We start from the raw sequence: 18,439 nt of genomic DNA, 5'->3' as shown, positions 1-18,439 counted from the left end.
CTAGGGCCCCCTATGACAACCCGATATTAAGACCATTAGTTATTGAGTTTTACTGCATTTATTGCAGTAAAAGTTCAGCCTGAGGTGAGATTTGTGCACCGGATCTCACCGTCTTATCATAATTGTAAATATCTGTTCTAAATTGTGGCTTACCGTCATCCGCCACCCATGCTGTCAGGTAATACAACTGCACCGGGACACGTTGGCGAATATTCACGTACGTGGTATCGCCTTGTTTTAACGTTGAGGAAACCCGCGCATCATTCCAGCCTGCATCTTGTAATAACATATTTGCCAGATCCGAGGCTTTATTGACGCGGACACAGCCGGAGCTAAGTGCACGGATATCTTTCTGGAACAGGCCATGGTTTGGCGTGTCATGTAAATAGATAGCGTCAGAGCTTGGCATATTGAATTTGAAGCGCCCTAATGAGTTGCTGGCACCTGGTGCCTGACGCAAGCGATACGGGAAGTTATTAGGTGAAATCATGCTCCAATCGATCATTGATGGATCAACGACTTCAGCCTCATTACTCCAGCCTGACAGTACGGTATAACCATGGCGCTGGAAATAACCGGCGTCATAGCGTGCTTTGGGCACAATATCTTGGCGCACCAAAGACGTTGGTACATTCCACGGTGGATTGACAACCACATTATTTAACGCACTGCTCATCAGCGGTGTCTTGCGGCTTGGACGGCCAACAATCACCCGGGATGAGAGAACCTCAGCACCATTCTTATAATAATTAAGCGAATAGTTTGGGATGTTAACCATAATGCCGTTATCAACTCGCCCCGGCAAAATACGTAAACGCTGAATATTCAATGCCAATAATGTTGCCCGCGTTTGTGGTGAGACATTCAGCCATTCACGCGTTCGGACACCAATAACGCCATCATCACTTAGCCCATGCCACTGTTGAAAACGTTTAACGGCTTCCACCAGCTCCGGCGTGTAAATATTGTCGGTTATGGTCACGGTAAGCGGTGCTGATGACGGTGCAGCGACATCGCCGGTAGCACCAGCAACAGAGGCGTCTGCCACGGGTGCTGCTGAAGGGCTAACCACCAGACTGTGAGCCAAGGCACGGCTCTTCTCTTCATCGACCGAGAGGTCATCATTGACCACGGCCACCGAGGGGTTATCCACCGGAATTACTTCTGGCGCTTTTGCTGGTTGTGATGCGACAGGATGTAGCATGCCGGTTCTGTCGAGAATCTTCCGCAGAGCGGGAATATCATCACTTAACTGGCCTGGGCGCAGGCTGGGGCCATTGGACATCTGTGGCCAGGGTTGTCGGTCTGCCAGCATCAGTTTCAATGCCTGATGCATTTTGTCGTATTGAGGATGCTGAGGAGCCAGCGATGCCAGATAGGGTGCGGTGGTGCCTTCACGCACCGCTTGTTGCCAACGATTTAAAATTGTCGCCGGTGGCATCGCCATCTTGTAGGGCACATTGCTGTATAACCAGACACTGCCGTTCGCACCAACACCTGAGATAAAGTGCAAATATCCCAACATGGCATCTGATAAAACAACATCACGGGCTTGACCGGTAATGTCAGGATCACTGAGCCATTTTACCCACTGCATAAATTGCGGCTGGATACCAGAGAGTGCCACTTCGGCTAATTGCTGCTGAAAATGCTGCACCGCAGCCCTATCTTGCCACATAGGCTGCATACGGTTAGCGGCATAAAGCAACGCCAGTTCAGAAGTATAGAAAGGTGTCACCGTTTTAGGTAGCACTGACAATAGTTGCGAACGGCTTTGTGCAACCGACATGGTCGCACCATTTGCCGGCAGGGCTGAGGAGGAGTCTAGCGGCATCACAGGTGCCGTGGCTGATGCGGTAAATATTGGCATCAGACTATAAATTAAAGCGCAGTATAACGCTAATGTGCGTTGCGGATTTCGTTTCCCTATCGACATTCTATGCCCCCGGTCTGCTTATCTAAGTACGTCATAGTCTGTCGTTACCCTTCTTCCTTGAAGTCGCAGCTTTGTTGCTGCTCTGGCACCCGAATCCCTGAGCGTCGATCAGTTCAACGAGATTTGCTCGTTGGCTACAACTTCAATAGTTTCGGGTTTTCATCATTATTATACAAACAGAAATGCCCATTGCGTGGTCAACGATAAAATTTAACCATCACGTTACGCTAACAGATTTCCTGCGGTTATAAAATATAACCCTAAGATGTGGGAGAAATAAAAATGACCGCTTGTTAGCGGCCATTTAATGGGGTTTATTATTGTTGCCTTCTTTCTGAGCAACAATTAGCCACCGGGTTGTATCTCGGCAGGTATCGGTGGCAATGTAGGTATTTCATTGGCAAAGCCACGTAAGCCAACCACATGTACATGCTCATGATTTTGGAAGACTTTTCGTACCAATTTATACGTAGTCCCTTTTTCTGGACTAATATTTTCTGGCGCTGCAATTATTAATTGCATTTCCAGCCGCTCGCACAGTTCAAATAATGTCGCGATAGATTTAGCATCCAAACGCGCCGCTTCATCAAGGAACAGCAAACGGCAAGGAGAAATATCTTTGCCGCGCAGACGACGCGACTCTTCTTCCCAGCTCTGTACCACCATGACCAGTATCGACATACCCGTACCGATAGCCTCACCGGTTGACAACGCGCCGCTTTCTGCCCGCAGCCAGCCATCTGAACCGCGATAAACTTCGACTTCCAGTTCCAGATAGTTACGGTAATCAAGCAGTTCTTCACCGATAGTCTGCGGCAGGCGCTGCCCCATATCCATTTGTGGGTTCAACCGCTGGTAGAGTTTCGCCAATGCTTCAGAGAAGGTCAGACGATTGCTATTAAACAGATCCTGATGCTGTTCCTGCTGCTCGGATAGCACATCGAGCAAGGTCGCGTGAGCTTCACGCACATTCACATTCAGTCGAACGCTCTTGACCTGACCAAATGACACCGCTTGCAAGCCCTGATTCAGCATACGGATGCGGTTCTGTTCGCGCTGAATAGTTTTACGGATAATATTCGATACACTTTTGGAACTGATCGCCAGCTTCTGTTCACGAGCGGTTAATTCTTCGGTCAAACGGCCCAGTTCAATCTCCATCTGTTCAATGGCTTCAACCGGATCATCAGTGCGAATAATATCCTGACGAATACGCTCACGCAGATGCTGGTAGACCGCGATATAGAACTGAATCTTACGCTCAGGCCGTTTCGGATCTTCAGATAAACGTAGCACATCGCGCAGATGTTCGTTATCAGCCACCGCCAGACGCAATGCGCCCAAGGCTTTATCTGACATTGAACGCAGCTCGTCACCGTCCATATAAGCCAGTTCACGGCGATGCAAACGGCGCTCAACGCCGTTATCTTTCACCATCCGCATTACCGCACACCAACCCGCTTTGGCATTGACGACTTGTTCACGGATCTGATGGTAATCTCGTTCCAGCTTGCGCAGTTTCTTCTGTAGGCTATCCATCTCAGCTTCACAGAAAGTTAGCTGTTTTTCCAACTGATTGCGGCGTAAACGGTTAGCACTCAATGCCGCATGCAATTCGTCACGGCGGGTACGCGCGCGGGCTTCTGCATTAGCATCAGCCTGAACACCGATATCCACCAGTTCCTGGCTTAACTCTTTCAGCATGTCGCGCTTGGCGTCATAAGAACTTTTTAACGACGCTAACACCTGATTGTATTGGGTAAACTGCGCTTGATACTGCCGTAATTGCTCACGAGCACGCGTGCGTTCCGCTTCAGCTTGCTCCAAACGCTGGCGCAGTTTGTCGTTGAGATCAGAGTTCTCCGTCAACATGCCCGCAGAATCGGTATAGCTAAAGTGCGCACGACGTTGAACAACTTCAGTCAGTGCGAAAGCTTGTTGTTTAGCCTGACGCTGGCTGTTTTGCGCCAATACATAGTTTTCCTGCAACTGTTCGTGTTGTTGCGGGTCACTTTGTAGTACCGCTAACAGCGGTTCAAGTTTAGTCAGGGAAGCGCCATGTTTCTGAATATGGCGAGCCGCCTCTTGTGCTTGCGCCGATTCTTCAGTTATCTCTTCGACACGGTCAGTCAGCGTATCATCAAGTAGCAATGAAATAAGTGGGATCAAGCGGTTAAGAGCAGAAATCCCCTCTTTCGCCTGTTCAAATTGCTGGCGCTGTTGCTGGTTTTGCTCTTCGTGTGCACTCAGCGCACGCTCTATTTCACCACGACGGGTATTGAGTAAACGAATTTCAGCTTCAGGATCTGCATCAAATGCCACGGCCAGATGAGAACCGATAAAACGGCTGAATGCCTGGTGCAAGCGTTGCGTTTTTTGCACGTCAAATGACAACGTAGCATAGCGCTCAGCCAGGCTATCACGTTCTTGATACAGCGCTTCCAGCCGGTTCTCACGGGCAGCGCGGCCAAACAGCGGCAGTTCTGGATAACGGGAGTAACGCCACTGGCGATCGGCAATTTTCACCACCACCGCTTTTTCAAGTTCTTCGACAGCAAAGACACTGTCATCAAATGACTGCGGATCCCCTTCGATGAGATACAAATCTTCCGGGCAATCTTCCAGCCCTGCCAATTGGTCGCGTACCAATGACAAATCCGGCACCACAATACCGTGGCGAGACGGGCCATACAGCGCGGAGAAGTATGGCGCATCATCAAGAGTCACATCGTCATAAATCTCAGATAACAGCACACCACCGAAGCGCTCAGCCAGAGCGATCATCCGCGCATCTTCAGCACCACTTGGCTGACTTAACCGCTCAATCTGCGCATCAACAGCACGTTTGGTTGCGGCGACTTCATCGCGCTCCACCGTGGTCTCACGCTCACGCTCCAGCAGTTGCTGCATGTGTTCGGTCACTTGACGGCTATCTTCCAGCGCCTCACCGCTCTGCTCGCTGAGTTGGCTCAGGGCATCTTGTGCTGCTAACCAGACGGGGGCACGCGCCGTCAGTTGCTGAATTTTGAGCTTAATTTGCTCAAGTTCCTGCCGCATTTCCATGCGCCGTTCACCCGCATCACTGACGTTGAGAGAAAGTTCTTCAACCTGTGACTCTAGCTCACGCTGCAACTCTTCCAGCTCCTCCGGCTGGTATACTTGCCCCTGGCGTTTGCAGAACTCGTGCAACAAGCGTTCTGCGTCTTGCTGAGCGCGTAAACGCTGTTCCAGCTCTGACAAGCGCATCCGCAATGGTTGCACACGTTCAGCCAAATGTTGCTGAGACGGCCAGTCACGCAGCAACTCACGCGCTGCTTGCCAGGCTTCACTGCGACTGACCTGACCGGCGATAGCCACCACTAGCTGGTAAGCCTGCTCAAATTGGCTGTGCGCGGCATCCGCAACGCTCAATTTCTGCTCGAGTTGTAATAAAGATTCGGTCGCTTCCTGCTCTTTGGCATGGAAGGTTTCTAGCCACTCTTCGGCATTATCAGCGGTTAATTCTGGCAATTGGCACAATGCGCGCGCACGTTCTAAAGCCTGTAAAGCTTGCTGATATTGGATAGCACGGGTTTGCTGAACGTCCAGCGCTTGCTGGTAATCGGCCAACTGACTTTTCAGTTCGTCCACCTCCAACTCAGCAGCTTCAGCGCGGGCTTCGTTATCGGCCTGCTGTTCGCTGGCCTCGGCGACAACTTCATTTTGCTCTTCCAGCCGGTAAGTCAACTCTTCCAGATCACTCTGATAGCGCTCGATCTTTTCCTGCTGGCGCATGGCGGTCTGCACCAGACTCAGGTGGTCACTGGCCGCCTGATAATCGGTTTCCAGGTCCGATTCCGCACCGCTTTGCTCGGCTAATTCACGTGACATTTCCACATGACGATACTGTTCAGTCACCAATTGCTTGCGGCTGGTCAGCAAGTCACGGCGCAATACCAACGCGCCATCAAGATGGATCCGCCGCTCATTGGCATGACGCATATAGTCAGCAGCAACGTAGGACGTTGCCTCTGAAATCAGATGCTTAAACAGATCACGATCAGATTGAGTGACACGGATAGCCTCAAGGGTCATGCGGTTTTCACGCAACGCAGCCTCCATATCCTGGAAGGCTTTCCGCACACCGCTGTTTTCTGGCAATAAGTAATCACGCAGTGAGCGGGTAATCGCGCTGGAGATACCGCCGTACAACGATGCTTCAATCAAACGGTAAAATTTGCTGCGATCGGCAGAAGAGCGTAAACGCTTTGGAATCACACCCAAATCAAACATTAGAGAGTGGTAGTCAGTGATGGAGTTAAATTGCTTGAACTGCACCCCTTCCATCGCTTCGACGCGCTCTTTCAGCTCTTGTAATGACAGCACGCGCGCCTGACGCTCACCCACCACCTCGGTGAGGATCTGGGTAGGTTGGATAGCCGTCGGCAGCCCTTGAATGGTGAACGGCTTAATATCAACCTTGCGGTCACGCCCTGCCACTTGTTGCAAACGCACCCCGACAACCACACGTTGGTGGCGGGAGTTGACGACATCCAGTGTTGAATAACAGACCCCAGCCCGCAATTTACCGTGCAAACCTTTATCGCGGGAACCGCTGGTGGCACCCGCTTCGGTGGTGTTACGAAAGTGCAGCAGTGTCAGATCAGGAATCAGTGCTGTGACGAAAGCGGCCATAGTGGTGGATTTACCCGCACCATTGCCGCCAGATAAGGTGGTTACCAGCTCATCAAGATCGAATGTTCGGGCAAAAAAACCATTCCAGTTAACCAAGGTCAGCGAGCGAAATTTACCGCGTTCAATCATTCCTGTTCATCCTCTGCACTGTCCGCTGCATTACCCATGGTGATATCAGTTTCATCGCTTTCATCATGGAGTGACAGACTGTTTTCCACCGCCATGGCTTCGCCATCACGGATCATGCGTAGCTGGGCTTCCCGTGGGTCATCTCCGCTACGCACATCAGCACCAAAGCGGAACACCGCTTCAGTGATACGAAACTTGCTGCTGTCATTGCCCATAAAGTAGATCATCCCCAACCGACGCAGCCGGTTAAGTGACGTTCGTACTTTTTCCTGCAACTTCTGCTTATCCAAATCCGACCCAGTTGAGCGCTGGTTAACAAACTTCAGCAATTTGCTCTCATCGGCCAGACTTAGCAGCTCTTCGTATAATTCGTGCTGCGCGAAAATGCCTTCATGGGCCAAACGTTCCGGGCTGAGATACAGATAACAGAGGATCTTGCCAACCATCATATCCAGCTCAGATAGCACCGAGCGTGGGATCAGTGTGGTAGAACGGGGGCGCAGATAGAAGAAACCTTCCGGTGCACGGATTAATTCCACGTTATAGCGGGTATAAAACTCTTCCAGTTGTTCCTGAAAATCCATCAGGAAAGCATGGTTATCCAGCTCATCAATCCCGATATGGCGACCGGCACGTAACTGGCTATCGAGCGCTGGAAACAGTGAATTGACCAATGCCTGAGCCAGTTTAACGGGCATTACTACTTCAATATTTGTTGATGACATGTGCCTGCACCTTGGCTCCGTAATCATTGATTGCCAACCATTCCGCTGGTAACCCTGAGAAATCGGCTTCGGCCACACCAAGGCGAACTGCCTGGTCGACCAGGATACGAGCCACGTCGAAATGACGAGCACGCGGATATTGCGCGAGGTAGTCGCGCATCACTTCCCCCAGATTAAGTGGCATTTTTTGCTGCTGGTATACCAGCAATGCTTGCTCAATCAGGGCGGCTAATTGTTCACGGATCTCATTAAATTCTTCAAATTCCAGATCCGGTGGCAGCTCCCCGGTAACTTCTTCACTGCGCAACGCCAGTTCTTCATCACGCATATCCAGCAAGCGATCCGCGTTGGCATAGGTGAGCACCCATGGGCTAGCAAAATAATTCTGCACTGACTGGCGCAAGCGTTGGGCGAAGACACGGTTTTTATCCATATCAATTGCAGTACGGATAAACTTATGCACATGCCGGTCATAGCCGATCCACAGGTCAATCGCCTGCTGGCCCCAACTGATAATGCGGTCAAGTTTACTTTGTAAATCAAAGACCAACTTATCCACCAGATCCAGGCCTGCATTGCCGATAGTGGCTTCTTGAATACGTAACAGGTTAGCCTGAAGCTTATCACCTGCTGCTTCCAGCGTATCTTGTAATTCCCGTAGTGTGCCGGAGGTTTCTGACAGCAGCATTTCACAACTGGCAATAGCCGCCCGCCAATCCTGATTTAGCAATGCGGCAATATCTTCCTTCACACTATGTTGCTGTTCGTCCATCAGGCGTTGCGTCATATCGATGCTGTCAAAAATTTCAGCAACTGAATATTTTAGCGGAGCAAAAACATTACGGTGCCAGTGGAACTCATCCCCCCCCTCTTCTGCCGCTTCTGCCGCCCGTTGTAGCTCTTGCGCGACAATCGATAACTGCATTGACAGGCGCAGGGTGGAGAATTCACGCTGACGGATATAATAATCAGTGATACCAATGCCTAATGGAGTCAGCCGATAAATGGCATTACCATCGGCTATTTCACTGGTAAAGCGGTTCAGTAACCGCTGGCGTACCATGTCATTGATAGCGTTATTGGCGCGCACAGCCACGGTTTCATGGGTCTGTTCAAAACCTTTGCAGACGTGGCGAAATGCATCAACTAGCTCCCCTTCACTCATTTCGCCGTCCAGCCGCTCGCCGTTTAACGTGGCAATAGCTAAAAGAAAGGCCAGACGATCCGTTGGCAGAGTAATTGAAAAGTCATTTTTCCGCGCCCAGGCGACCAGTTCGGGTACTGTCTGGGAAAATTCACTCATAGTGGGTCCTTCAGATTCGGCTTAAACGCCATGACATGCACGTAGCGCCCCAGGCTGATAAAGGGCTCCTGCCGGCAATAGCGCTGTTCCAGCGCCAATAATTCAGCAAACTCATCAACTTGTTGCTGTTTATTTTTCATGTAATCGTGAAACACCCGTACTCCCGTCTTACCGCTAATGGATAAACCCATTTGCTCAAGCCAACCATATACCGTTGGTGGATCTAAAGGGTATTGCGGTGACAGCGAACGCTGCCTACGCCTTTTTACACCCGGTATCGCCAACTGAAAGTTACCCAATACCGCATTACGCATCACCAACCCATTGGCATTGAAAAACATCAATGAGAGCGCGCCACCGGGGGCTAACGCATTAAAGAGTACTTGCAGAACGTGTTGGGGTTCTGCAATCCATTCTAAAACCGCATGGAACAATATCAGATCAACCGGCTGTTCTAAATGTTGGGTGATGTCCTGAGCCGCACTTTGTACAAATTGCATGTTGTGGCTCACACCTTTTTCCAAGGCCGCAGCTTTCGCACGCTGGATCATCTCCGCTGACAGGTCACATAATAGAACCTGATGGCCTAATGCCGCCAGTTGGCAAGCCATATGCCCTTCGCCCCCACCCGCATCTAAAATCCGCAACGGGCGTGGCGGCAACTGCGCTAACAGCTCGGTGATATCTTGCCAAACCACTGCCTGACGAATCATTCCCTTCGTCGTACCATAGATATTGCGGGAAAATTTCTCAGCAATATCATCGAAATTGCGATCCTGCATGAACAACTGCTCCGCTATAACTATTGATTTAACGGCTTTGTATACCCGTCATACTTCAAGCTGCATGTGCGTTGGCCGCCTTCGATCACCCCAGTCACTTACTTGTGTAAGCTCCGGGGGACTCGCTCAGTTGCCGCCTTCCTGCAACTCGAACTACTTAGGATATAGAAACTCGCAAATCAATAGCCACAGTAAAAAGAATGCCTACCAACCTGCTATTTTGGCACAGCCTGACTTAGAATAAATCCTCTTGGCCTGTAATCATCGCCAAATGCCGGTTTTTCAGCCAAAAGGTCCCTATATTTATGCTTTTCACCTTAAAAAAATTTGTTGGCGGCTTATTAATGCCACTGCCTTTGCTGCTCATCATCATGGGGTTGGCATTAATCTTATTGTGGTTTACCCGCTGGCAGAAAAGTGGCAAAACGCTTTTTGCGTTAAGTTGGCTGGTATTATTGCTTATTAGCCTGCAACCTGTCGCTGACCGCCTGCTATTGCCACTCGAAAAGCCCTACGCGACTTATCAGGGAAACGACCCGGTAGATTACATTGTTGTGCTTGGCGGCGGCTACACGTTTAATCCGAATTGGGCACCAAGCGCCAATTTATTCGCAAATAGCCTGCCAAGGGTCACCGAGGGTGTCAGGTTATATCGCGCACATCCTAGTGCAAAAATGGTCTTTACCGGCAGTGCGGGGCCAAACAAACAAAGCAGTGCAGCAACAGCAGCACAGGTGGCAGAAAGCTTAGGTGTTCCGGTGGCGGATATTATTGCGTTGGAACAACCGAAAGATACCGTTGAAGAAGCCGCTGCGGTGGCTGCTCTGGTGGGGGATAAACCCTTTCTGCTGGTCACCTCGGCAAACCATCTACCCCGAGCGATTAAATTCTTTACCGCCATTGGGTTACATCCTATCCCCGCGCCGGCTAATCAGCTAGCCATTACCACACCATTACATAGCTGGGAGCGCGCTATTCCAGCGGCAGCCTGGTTAGGCCACGCTGAGCGCGCATGGTATGAAACATTGGGGCTGTTGTGGCAAAAATTAAGCGGGGATAGCAAGGATGAATAATTTTGCTGTTAATAACTCATTGTCACCCGCCAATATCCAATAGATTTCGAGATGCAGGAAGGCGGCAAGGGAAAAAATCCCGATGAGCTTACTTATTTTTTAAGGTCAAGACCAGTAAGTGATTCGGCTTATTGAGCGCAGCCAACACACCTGCAACTTGAAAGATGAAGGCTATTAATCTAGCCAAGGGAGAAGTTGCCTGGCGGCATTATCAAACAACAAGCGATCCAAACTCCCGGTATGAATAAAGCGGGCCACCAACTCCCATAGGGTATAGAGCCAACGGCGAGCAACAAAGGATTCAGAAACCGGTGCTTTATTGAGATAACGGTAGAATAACTGGCTCGGCATACCCTCTTCGCTGAGACGGAACAAGTCATACTCCCGTGGTGCCCACAACATCGGGCCAGGATTAAGCATCGCCAACAACTGGTCGCTGCGCGCATCCTTTAGCATACTGCGCAGAGTTAAATTACCGTGTACCAGCACTGAGCTATCATCGAAATCGGTAAAAAGTGCCGTTAATGATGCCTTTGCACGGTAAAGTACCGCGCGATCTTCCAATGTCATGACCGGTGAATTCATATTAGACAGTGTGACCCACAGCACTTCGACGCGCTGCTGATACCAACTGAACCAATCATTTTCCTGAGTGCTATCAACATTGCCCACACAACCATGGCTATCAATACGATGCCAGGCCAGCACACCTTCAACTATCTGATCCATCAAAGCATCCCAGCGCTCCCCCGTCCGAGTGGGTGCTTCCACCGAAACGCCACGTAAGCGCTCCATCAACAGAATTTCTTTATACGGGGATTGATGGGTCATCACCAGCCCGTACACAGTCGGTACGCGGATATCACCTTCTCTAGCCAGCATGGACAGTTTATAGGCTTCTTGTTGTGCAATGCCCTGACAAACATAGCTCTTCGCCAACAACGGGATAGCCTGCCCCTGCTGGTTATACATCGCATACAGGTGGGCATAGGGCTGCTCGCTGATACGTTCAAGGCGGGTGATAGACTCCCCTAGCACCACACTTAATTCAGCTTTCAGTTGTTCCATTATGCTCAGTCCAATTATCTGGCGAAATTGATGGTTCATAATGGGATGGCGGGCGGGATATTTCCAGAATGCAGATCAAGTATTATTCATAATAAAAATCAAACCATCAGATACAGCGTAAAAATGCCAGGCCCGATCGCACCTGGCACCAACCGTTCTGTACTCGTAATGGTTACTGATGAAGCATGATAGCGCGCACCCGATCCAGATCAGCCTGAGTATCAACCCCAACTGTTGGTATCGCTTTCGCTACCGCGACATGGATCTTTTCGCCATACCACAGCACACGAAGTTGCTCTAATAGCTCGATTTGTTCGAGTTTGCTCGGTGCCCAGTTAACATAGCGGCGGATAAAGCCGGCACGATAAGCATAGATACCAATATGGCGTAAGAAACAATCACCGATAGTCTCTTTTGACTGAGCAAAACGCTCTCTTTCCCACGGGATTGCCGCGCGGGAGAAATAGAGCGCGTAGCCTTGCTGATCCATCACCACTTTCACCGCATTAGGGTTAAATGCTTCTTCGCTACTTTCAATCGGTACCGCTAATGTTGCCATGCCAGCGCTACAAGCGGCCAGGTTATCAGCCACCTGACGGATAATTACCGGGGGTATCAGAGGTTCGTCCCCTTGAACATTCACGATAATATCGTCATCTGAAAAACCATAATATTCAATGACTTCAGCCAAACGTTCGGTACCAGACTGATGGTCGGCACGGGTCATACACACCTCGCCACCGGCAGCCTCAACAGCTTTCATCACCTCAGGATGATCCGTTGCTACTATCACCCGTGCGGCACCTGATGCCTTTGCTCGTTCCATCACATGAACCACCATCGGTTTGCCCGCAATATCAGCCAATGGCTTGCCGGGTAAACGGGTTGAGGCATAACGAGCGGGAATTATAGCGATGAAACTCATGCGTGCTTCTCATTAATTGACAGTGGGCGGGCTTCATTCTCCAACAATACCGGAATGCCATCGCGCACCGGGTAAGCCAGATTGTCAGCTTTACATACCAATTCAAGGTTTTCTTTATTGAAATACAACTTACCGTTGCAGACCGGACAGGCAACGATTTCGAGTAAGCGGTGGTCCATACATCCTCCAGAATGGAGTTTAGCCAGCGGGAAAGTGCTCGAGGATACCATATCTGCTGATGCAGGTTAACTGTGCCGATGCTGCCAGTGATATCAGCGATTAATAACAAGCAGTTATGTTAATTAGCAACCACATAAGTAAATATAGATAGCAATTTCGTGGGATAAATGCTGGTTTTGTTATTGATATGTTGAATGGCGAGGAGTAGAATTTTGTGACTCACATCACACAAATAGACCTATCGAGTAAGAAATGAAAGTATTCCATAAAATTATTGCGCTGTTTGCTAACTTCAGCAACTAAGCCGCATAAAAACAAATAGAAGCACCTGCAAAAGCGCCCGGCGACAAAGCAACCTGTCGAATAGAGGCCAAAAATACCCCAGGGTATAAATACAAACGGCTACCAAAAGGTAGCCGTTTTCTAATAAGCAAACGAGTTATTCGTCGTTTACTTAGAAAGCGATCACATCTGCTGCTGACGGCCCGTGAATACTACGATAAGTAGAGAATTCAACGTCCTGCCCTTCGCTCAGTGATTTATTTTTGGTGTTGGCGATAGCCGTCTTGCTGACATACACATCCAAACTACCATCGTGTGGTGAAATGAAACCGTAACCTTCTGATTGGTTGAACCATTTCACGCGACCCATTTTTAACGTCATAATAAATTTCCTTTTACTGGGCATCCTAACAACTCATTTTTATTTATTGTTTAGATGCAGTTGCCCATCCTAAAGTTTTCTGATTAAACCTCTATGAGCTTGATTTTATGAAAAAACCCGCATAAGTGCGGGCTTTAGAATTTTGCTATCCAGATCGATGATTAGCACATCGGCATCATCACTTTCTAAGATAATCTAAACATTCTTTCTCTTAAATTACAGAGCAACAACGTTTGCAGCAGCCGGCCCGCGCGGGCTGTCTTGGATGGTATACTCAACACGCTGGCCTTCAGCCAAGGTTTTGAAACCATCAGTTGCGATCGCGGAGAAGTGAACAAACACATCTTTACCGCCATCATGCTGTTCAATAAAACCAAAACCTTTGCTTTCGTTGAACCACTTAACCTGACCTGTCTTCTTAGACATAAACTTCACCTTCAACTTCTTCTTTCAAATAACATTAAATCTGCCATAAGGCACTCGCGCTATGAGTAATAGCGGGCCTGTATCAGAACATTACTTATGGGAGTTACTATCAGAGATACTGGAAGGTTCGTCTTTGGATCGGCATCAACAAGATAACGTCTGGGAGGAACTGCTTTACTTTAGTCTCGAACACTCTTACACATAAATAGGTCTGTAGCACAGGCCAGCGGCTATTAACTCATAAAACACCACGCTACGCAACTATTTTATCTGGGGAGATAGATCAGTAAATAGCATCAATGAGATGCCACGCAGAAAAAACCAATATTCTCCACTGCTTACCCCATTAATTATCGATATCAATCTAGACTAAAAACTGAATAAGCATGAAGGAGCTATCCGATTATGACTCACCCGCCGTTCGTCCATCCCGATGAGATTCGCGCCAGATTCTCCAGTGCCATGTCGGATATGTATCAGGATGAAGTACCGCTATACAGTGCCTTGCTAGAACTGGTTGCTGATATCAACAAGCAAACCATGAGTCAGCAACCGGAACTGACCCGCCATTTGCGTCAAACTGGAGAGATTGAACGCCTCGACATGGAGCGACACGGTGCAATCCGAGTGGGAACCGCCGCTGAACTTGCTACCCTGCGCCGACTGTTTGCGGTGATGGGCATGGTACCTGTTGGCTATTATGACCTGGCGCCAGCAGGCGTTCCGGTTCACTCGACGGCATTCCGCGCGATACATGAAACGTCGCTACAAACCTGCCCCTTTAGAATTTTCACCTCATTATTGCGCCTTGAATTAATTGAGCAGCCAGAGTTGCGGCAACAAGCTGCCGATATTCTGGCAAAAAGAGTGATATTTACCCCACGGGCTATCGAATTAATTACTCAGCATGAAACTTCCGGCGGGCTGACCAGCAATGAAGCTGATGACTTTATTACTCAGTCATTAGAGACATTCCGCTGGCATAATCAAGCAACGGTAAGTGCTGATGTTTACCAACAACTGCACGACCAGCATCGTTTAATTGCCGATGTGGTGGCTTTCAAAGGACCACATATTAACCACCTAACCCCACGGACGTTGAATATCGATGCCGTACAAATGGCGATGCCAGCACATCAGATTCCCCCCAAAGCAGTAATCGAAGGACCACCTCCGCGCCGCTGCCCGATATTATTACGGCAAACCAGCTTTAAGGCCCTTGAGGAGGACGTTTCATTTTTTGCAACAGATGGGCAAATCATTCAAGGGCATCACACCGCACGTTTTGGTGAAATAGAACAACGGGGGGCAGCGCTGACAGCGAAGGGCCGTAATCTCTATGATAACCTGCTACAAGCGGCACAAGATCAATTACAGGTTCCCGCAAATGAAAAAAATGCCCCGCAATACATGGCAATTCTCAATGAGAAATTTAGCCAATTCCCAGATGATTACCCGACAATGCGCGCTGAAAAACTCGCTTTCTTCCGCTATTTTCCTACTGAGAAAGGCCTCAACGCGCCTACTGTATCAATGCAAGATCTGACACTAGACGAATTGATTGACGGTGAATTTATCCAATATGAACCTTTAGTTTATGAAGATTTTCTCCCCGTCAGTGCCGCAGGTATTTTTCAATCAAATTTAGGGGATAAAGGTCACAGTCAATTTGCAGGGCACTCCAGCAAGCAGGATTTCCAGCGGGCGCTGGGGGCTACGGTAATTGATGAACTACAGCTATATGAGGAAACCCAGCAGCGCTCGATTATGGCGTGCGCGACAGCCCTTAAGCTAACACTACTGAGTCTATAAAGTTGGTCTACCTGGTGTGGCGCGATAATGCCTGAATGTTTAATAGCAATTGTTCAGCTTGATCCGGCGGTAACTGTGCATCTACTGGCAGGTACCACCAATTAGGCTGAGCAAAAGCCCGACATTTTACGGCATCTTTCTCAGTCATTAATAATGTTTGCGGGCCACTCGTTAGCGGACTAAGTTGTGCTAATGAATAATCCTGATGGTCAGCAAAAGCATACTCACTCTTAGGTTCAATCCCCAGCATATTCAGTGTGGCGAAGAACCGAGGAGGATGACCAATACCCGCCATAGCAACGACATGCTGGAGTTGCTGTGCGGGCAACCGTTCACCGGTAACCAGATTGACCGCCTGCCGCGCCACCAACTGCATCGGTATTTCACCAGTAGCTGCAATGCCACCATTGGTGATGACCGCATCCACTGAGTGCAAGCGCCCCGCCCGTTCACGCATCGGACCTGCCGGTAGCCACCAGCCATTACCGAAGCGGCGTACACCATCGATCACCACCAGCTCAAAATCACGCTGTAGCGCGTAATGCTGCAATCCATCATCGGTGATGATGAAGTCCAGGGCATGGGCATTTAGTAGTGCCTTAATGGCGTCTGAGCGCTTTGGCGAGACCGCCACCGGTGCCTGAGTACGTTGGTGTATCAGCACTGGCTCATCACCCGCCTGCGCCGTGGACGTCGCATTGGATAGCAGTAGCGGATACACATCAGACTTACCACCGTAACCACGAGACACCACCCCAACACGGTAACCCCGTAGTTGTAGCTGTTCCACCAGCCAGATTACGACGGGTGTCTTGCCATTACCGCCAGCAGTAAGATTGCCGACAATAATCACCGGAACCGGTGAACGCCACGCGGTGCGCCAACCAAGAGAGTAACTGGCCCGGATAAGCGCGGTGACCGCACCATATAACCAGGATAGCGGCAGCAGGAGCAAATACAGCCAAGACTGCCCAGACCAGATACGCTCAATCATTGGCCAAACTGCATACGGTTAAGTTGCGCATATGCACCATGCTTCGCTAGCAACTCGGCATGCACACCACGTTCAACGATGCGGCCCTCTTCAATGACCAAAATTTCATCGGCTTTTTCAATTGTGGATAAGCGATGGGCAATAACCAGTGAAGTCCGGTTTTTCTGCAATTCATCCAATGCAGCCTGAATCGCCCGTTCAGATTCAGTATCCAGCGCTGAGGTAGCTTCATCCAGAATCAGTATCGGGCAATCGCGCAATAACGCACGAGCGATAGCGATACGCTGACGCTGCCCACCTGAGAGCATCACACCGTTCTCGCCAATAACGGTATCGAGGCCAAATTCCATTTTATTGATAAAGTCCATGGCATATGCCATTCGGGCGGCTTCTTCGATTTCAGCGCGGCTATAGTGCTCGTCACGGGCATAAGCGATATTATTGGCAACCGTATCATTGAACAGGTGAACGTTTTGCGACACCAATGCGACTTGGTTTCGCAAAGCACCAAGCCGGTACTCACGCAGATCGTGTCCATCCATCAAGATACTGCCTTCGCTAACATCATAGAAACGGGTCAGCAAATTGGCGATAGTTGACTTACCGGAGCCTGAACGCCCTACCAATGCCACGGTTTTACCCGCTTCAATGTGTATGTTGATATCATTCAGAGCTGGGGTATCTTTACCTGGATAGTAGAAAGTCACATGGCGGAACTCTATATCGCCTTTTGCCCGTTCAACTTCGAGTTTCCCCTCGTCTTTTTCCTGCTCCATATCCAGAATAGTAAATAGCGTCTGACAAGCTGCCATTCCGCGCTGGAACTGTGCATTCACATTGGTAAGAGACTTCAACGGGCGCATCAGAGCAATCATTGCCGAGAACACCACGGTGATAGTACCGGCTGTCAGGGTTTCCATAACACTTGGGAAACTGGCCGCATACAACACAAATGCCAACGCAAATGAGGCAATCAACTGAATGATGGGGTCAGAAATGGAAGAAGCAGAGACCAGCTTCATCCCCTGCTGACGCATGCGATTACTGACGGTATCAAAGCGCTCGGTTTCAACTTTCTGGCCACCAAAGATCAACACCTCTTTGTGCCCTTTCAGCATTTGCTCTGCACTGGTGGTAACTTCCCCCATGGTGCTTTGCATGTTCTTGCTGATATTACGAAAACGCTTAGAGACCAATCGGATAGAAACAGAAACAATCGGTGCAATGACGATTAAAATCAGCGACAACTGCCAACTGTAATAAAACATCATAATAAACAAACCGATAATAGAGGCCCCTTCACGCACCACGGTAACCAGTGCGCCAGAAGATGATGCCGCTACCTGTTCAGAATCATAGGTAATACGGGACAACAACGTGCCAGTCGATTGCTGATCAAAGAAGGATACCGGCATCCCCATCATATGGCTGAACAAGCGGCGACGGATGAACATCACGACTTGACCAGAGACCCATGAGATACAATAGCTAGAAATAAAGCCGGTTATTCCACGAACCACCATCAAGCCGATAACAGCCAATGGCATCCATTTTAAAATTGAGCTATTCGCTTTACCAAAACCATCATCGAGCAACGGTTTCAGCAACGACAGCATAAACGTGTCACTGGCAGCATTAAGGATTAATGCTATCGCCGCGACAACAAGACCGGTCTTATAAGGAGAGATCATTGGCCAGAGGCGACGGAACGTCTGCCATGTGGATAGATCTTTATCATTCATCATGCA

Annotated in this window: 14 protein-coding genes; 2 read left to right on the top strand and 12 right to left on the bottom strand. The window is 49.3% G+C overall.

The window, feature by feature from the left end:
* Window positions 1–58: 58 nt before the first annotated feature.
* The 5 genes from ldtD to cmoM all read right to left on the bottom strand — a co-directional run bounded on the left by ldtD (window position 59) and on the right by cmoM (window position 9,549).
* Window positions 59–1,936 carry a L,D-transpeptidase gene (ldtD, locus tag EL015_RS08340; protein WP_032906160.1) on the bottom strand — a complete coding sequence of 626 codons (1,878 nt, stop codon included), beginning with the start codon at window positions 1,934–1,936 and terminating at the stop codon, window positions 59–61.
* Between the two features lie 345 nt (window positions 1,937–2,281).
* On the bottom strand, window positions 2,282–6,739 hold the full coding sequence (gene mukB / locus EL015_RS08335; protein ID WP_032906162.1) for a chromosome partition protein MukB: 4,458 nt from the start codon (window positions 6,737–6,739) through the stop codon (window positions 2,282–2,284).
* Window positions 6,736–7,464 carry a chromosome partition protein MukE gene (mukE, locus tag EL015_RS08330; protein ID WP_032906164.1) on the bottom strand — a complete coding sequence of 243 codons (729 nt, stop codon included), beginning with the start codon at window positions 7,462–7,464 and terminating at the stop codon, window positions 6,736–6,738. Before mukE ends, mukB begins: the two co-directional genes overlap by 4 nt.
* The gene (mukF, locus tag EL015_RS08325; RefSeq protein WP_032906166.1) at window positions 7,445–8,767 is read right to left on the bottom strand and encodes a chromosome partition protein MukF; all 1,323 of its coding nucleotides are present in this window, start codon (window positions 8,765–8,767) and stop codon (window positions 7,445–7,447) included. Before mukF ends, mukE begins: the two co-directional genes overlap by 20 nt.
* Window positions 8,764–9,549: a tRNA uridine 5-oxyacetic acid(34) methyltransferase CmoM gene (gene cmoM / locus EL015_RS08320; RefSeq protein ID WP_005184651.1), complete on the bottom strand. Its 786-nt coding sequence runs from the start codon at window positions 9,547–9,549 to the stop codon at window positions 8,764–8,766. The genes mukF and cmoM overlap by 4 nt, the downstream gene beginning before the upstream one ends.
* A gap of 305 nt (window positions 9,550–9,854) precedes the next feature.
* On the opposite strand from cmoM, the gene elyC reads away from it, so the two are divergent.
* Complete coding sequence (gene elyC, locus EL015_RS08315; protein ID WP_005184653.1) at window positions 9,855–10,622, top strand: envelope biogenesis factor ElyC; 768 nt, start codon at window positions 9,855–9,857, stop codon at window positions 10,620–10,622.
* 174 nt (window positions 10,623–10,796) lie between these two features.
* On the opposite strand, the gene EL015_RS08310 is transcribed toward elyC, so the two are convergent.
* The 5 genes from EL015_RS08310 to cspE form a co-directional block, all read right to left on the bottom strand.
* Window positions 10,797–11,690 (bottom strand): YcbJ family phosphotransferase, encoded by an 894-nt coding sequence (locus EL015_RS08310; protein ID WP_032906223.1) that lies wholly within the window; start codon window positions 11,688–11,690, stop codon window positions 10,797–10,799.
* A 172-nt stretch (window positions 11,691–11,862) separates the two neighbouring features.
* Window positions 11,863–12,615: a 3-deoxy-manno-octulosonate cytidylyltransferase gene (gene kdsB / locus EL015_RS08300; protein ID WP_032906169.1), complete on the bottom strand. Its 753-nt coding sequence runs from the start codon at window positions 12,613–12,615 to the stop codon at window positions 11,863–11,865.
* Entirely contained in the window at window positions 12,612–12,794 is a 183-nt protein-coding gene (locus EL015_RS08295; protein ID WP_005184660.1) for a Trm112 family protein, read from the bottom strand. The genes kdsB and EL015_RS08295 overlap by 4 nt, the downstream gene beginning before the upstream one ends.
* Before the next feature lie 455 nt (window positions 12,795–13,249).
* Entirely contained in the window at window positions 13,250–13,459 is a 210-nt protein-coding gene (locus tag EL015_RS08290; RefSeq protein ID WP_005159937.1) for a cold-shock protein, read from the bottom strand.
* A gap of 216 nt (window positions 13,460–13,675) precedes the next feature.
* Window positions 13,676–13,885, bottom strand: coding sequence for a transcription antiterminator/RNA stability regulator CspE (cspE, locus tag EL015_RS08285; RefSeq protein ID WP_032906172.1), 210 nt, complete (start codon window positions 13,883–13,885; stop codon window positions 13,676–13,678).
* A gap of 405 nt (window positions 13,886–14,290) precedes the next feature.
* Here cspE and hglS point away from each other — a divergent pair, with 405 nt between their 5' ends.
* A complete protein-coding gene (gene hglS, locus EL015_RS08280) occupies window positions 14,291–15,697 on the top strand; it encodes a 2-oxoadipate dioxygenase/decarboxylase HglS (protein ID WP_005184664.1) in 1,407 nt (468 codons plus the stop codon).
* Window positions 15,698–15,704: 7 nt separating this feature from the next.
* Here the strand turns inward: hglS and lpxK are convergent, their stop codons facing one another.
* Window positions 15,705–16,691 (bottom strand): tetraacyldisaccharide 4'-kinase, encoded by a 987-nt coding sequence (gene lpxK / locus EL015_RS08275; RefSeq protein WP_032906174.1) that lies wholly within the window; start codon window positions 16,689–16,691, stop codon window positions 15,705–15,707.
* Window positions 16,688–18,436: a lipid A ABC transporter ATP-binding protein/permease MsbA gene (gene msbA / locus EL015_RS08270; protein ID WP_005184668.1), complete on the bottom strand. Its 1,749-nt coding sequence runs from the start codon at window positions 18,434–18,436 to the stop codon at window positions 16,688–16,690. Before msbA ends, lpxK begins: the two co-directional genes overlap by 4 nt.
* Window positions 18,437–18,439 lie beyond the last annotated feature (3 nt).

Origin of the sequence: Yersinia intermedia (assembly GCF_900635455.1) — a bacterium.
Lineage (GTDB): Bacteria > Pseudomonadota > Gammaproteobacteria > Enterobacterales > Enterobacteriaceae > Yersinia > Yersinia intermedia.
The sequence above is the reverse complement of the archived record's forward strand: the minus strand, read 5'-3'. Positions and strand labels throughout refer to the sequence as shown.

Coding starts and splice junctions, on each gene's coding strand:
- ldtD (WP_032906160.1), bottom strand. CDS start 1,936: ATGTCGATAGGGAAACGAAATCCGCAACGCACATTAGCGTTATACTGC.
- mukB (WP_032906162.1), bottom strand. CDS start 6,739: ATGATTGAACGCGGTAAATTTCGCTCGCTGACCTTGGTTAACTGGAAT.
- mukE (WP_032906164.1), bottom strand. CDS start 7,464: ATGTCATCAACAAATATTGAAGTAGTAATGCCCGTTAAACTGGCTCAG.
- mukF (WP_032906166.1), bottom strand. CDS start 8,767: ATGAGTGAATTTTCCCAGACAGTACCCGAACTGGTCGCCTGGGCGCGG.
- cmoM (WP_005184651.1), bottom strand. CDS start 9,549: ATGCAGGATCGCAATTTCGATGATATTGCTGAGAAATTTTCCCGCAAT.
- elyC (WP_005184653.1), top strand. CDS start 9,855: ATGCTTTTCACCTTAAAAAAATTTGTTGGCGGCTTATTAATGCCACTG.
- EL015_RS08310 (WP_032906223.1), bottom strand. CDS start 11,690: ATGGAACAACTGAAAGCTGAATTAAGTGTGGTGCTAGGGGAGTCTATC.
- kdsB (WP_032906169.1), bottom strand. CDS start 12,615: ATGAGTTTCATCGCTATAATTCCCGCTCGTTATGCCTCAACCCGTTTA.
- EL015_RS08295 (WP_005184660.1), bottom strand. CDS start 12,794: ATGGACCACCGCTTACTCGAAATCGTTGCCTGTCCGGTCTGCAACGGT.
- EL015_RS08290 (WP_005159937.1), bottom strand. CDS start 13,459: ATGACGTTAAAAATGGGTCGCGTGAAATGGTTCAACCAATCAGAAGGT.
- cspE (WP_032906172.1), bottom strand. CDS start 13,885: ATGTCTAAGAAGACAGGTCAGGTTAAGTGGTTCAACGAAAGCAAAGGT.
- hglS (WP_005184664.1), top strand. CDS start 14,291: ATGACTCACCCGCCGTTCGTCCATCCCGATGAGATTCGCGCCAGATTC.
- lpxK (WP_032906174.1), bottom strand. CDS start 16,691: ATGATTGAGCGTATCTGGTCTGGGCAGTCTTGGCTGTATTTGCTCCTG.
- msbA (WP_005184668.1), bottom strand. CDS start 18,436: ATGATGAATGATAAAGATCTATCCACATGGCAGACGTTCCGTCGCCTC.